Here is a 1,323-nt window from a genome sequence, read left to right on the forward strand (position 1 = left end):
ACCTTCTCGTTGGGGCGTGGCCCTACCTGATGATCCACCGTCTCCACCAGCTTCATCCGATCCATGATTCCAGCCACCAGACCCAGGTGGGCCAGGTCGTAGACCTGAAGATCAGCGTCGGTTTCCATCCCAAAATCCTAAGGCCAGGGGGGAGGGGTGCGGAATGTCGGCTTCATCCTCCACCTGCCCATTGGCCACCACCCCATCAATCAGCCCCCAGGTTCGTTCCACGGGCTGCAGCTCAGGCGAGTAGGGTGGCAGAAAACAAAGGCCCACACCCTCCGGCACCCGGGTCTGCCTGGAGGTGTGCCAGCCCGCCTGATCCAACACCAGCAGAACCAGCTTGCCCTCCCCGGCTCGACTGAGCTGGGCGAAAGAGGATAGCACCAGGTTGAAAGCCTCTGTCGAGACCGAGGGCAGCAGCCAGTACTCGCTTTCCCCTGTTCCCGGTCTTACGAAGGCATACACCTACAGCCAGCGATAGCGGGGCCGCTCCTGGGCCAGCGGCGTCTTCCCGCGCAGGGCCCATACCCGTCGGCGGATGGGCTTGAGCCCCAGCCGGTGCTCATCAAAAGCCCATACCTCCAGTTGTAGCCAGGGGAAGAGCAGCTTCAACAAGAGAACCATCAGGAAGAGTTTTTTTTTGAAAGCTGCCTGCGCTTCGGGGTCGGCCAGCAGGTTCCGCGCCCGGCTCGCGGTGTACTTGAGGTGCCGGTACAGCACCTTGGGGCTCTCAGAGGCTGTCTTAAAACCCTCCCAGACGATACATAGGCACGAGCAGTCGAGAAAGCCGCTACCCGACCGATCTTTCCCACAAAGAATGGCGGTGCTGGAGCCGCTGATGACCCAGCCTTCGCTGTCTCCCGGCCGCCCCAGAGCACATAGCTGGCGGGAAATCCTCAGGTAGCATCTTCTACATCAACCGTGAACCGTGGAGGCTGTTCCTGGCGCAGGTTAGCCGCTCAGTGGCTATGGCCTACGGCCACCCCCTGCATGATGCCCAGTGACCTGCCGCACTGGAAAACGATGTATCACTACTTTTGCTTGTGGCGCAAGAGTGGTTTTCTCGAACGCCTTCACGCCACATTGCGGGAGAAGACCCGCCTGCAGCTGGGGCGGGAAGCCGAATCCAGCGCGGGGAGTGTGGACAGTCAGCGCGTGAAGACCAGTGAAAAGGGGGCATCCGAGGTTTCGATGGTGCGAAAAAGGTGAAAGGCCGCAAGAGGCATTGGCTGGTGGATACCCAAGGACGGGTATTGAAGGTCAAGGTGTTGCCCGCTAACCTCAGCGATGCCCAAGGAGGCCGGGTCGTGTTACCAGCGG

Annotated in this window: 3 protein-coding genes and 1 pseudogene; 1 reads left to right on the forward strand and 3 read right to left on the reverse strand. The window is 60.8% G+C overall.

Annotated features, from left to right (window positions below; translation table 11 throughout):
• From Mhypo_RS17705 to Mhypo_RS17715, 3 genes are all read right to left on the reverse strand, one after another.
• Positions 1-128: DUF4277 domain-containing protein (locus tag Mhypo_RS17705; protein WP_119341926.1), on the reverse strand; the 128-nt coding region annotated here is incomplete at its 3' end.
• Positions 112-468 carry a transposase gene (locus Mhypo_RS17710; RefSeq protein ID WP_119342521.1) on the reverse strand — a complete coding sequence of 119 codons (357 nt, stop codon included), beginning with the start codon at positions 466-468 and terminating at the stop codon, positions 112-114. The genes Mhypo_RS17705 and Mhypo_RS17710, both read right to left, overlap by 17 nt.
• Positions 469-723: a hypothetical protein gene (locus tag Mhypo_RS17715; RefSeq protein ID WP_119342522.1), complete on the reverse strand. Its 255-nt coding sequence runs from the start codon at positions 721-723 to the stop codon at positions 469-471. It abuts the gene before it with no gap.
• Positions 724-1,181: 458 nt separating this feature from the next.
• Between Mhypo_RS17715 and Mhypo_RS18935 the strand changes: the two are divergent.
• Positions 1,182-1,323, forward strand: a pseudogene (locus Mhypo_RS18935) (hypothetical protein); the annotation flags it as partial.

Origin of the sequence: Meiothermus hypogaeus (assembly GCF_003574035.1) — a bacterium.
GTDB lineage: Bacteria > Deinococcota > Deinococci > Deinococcales > Thermaceae > Meiothermus > Meiothermus hypogaeus.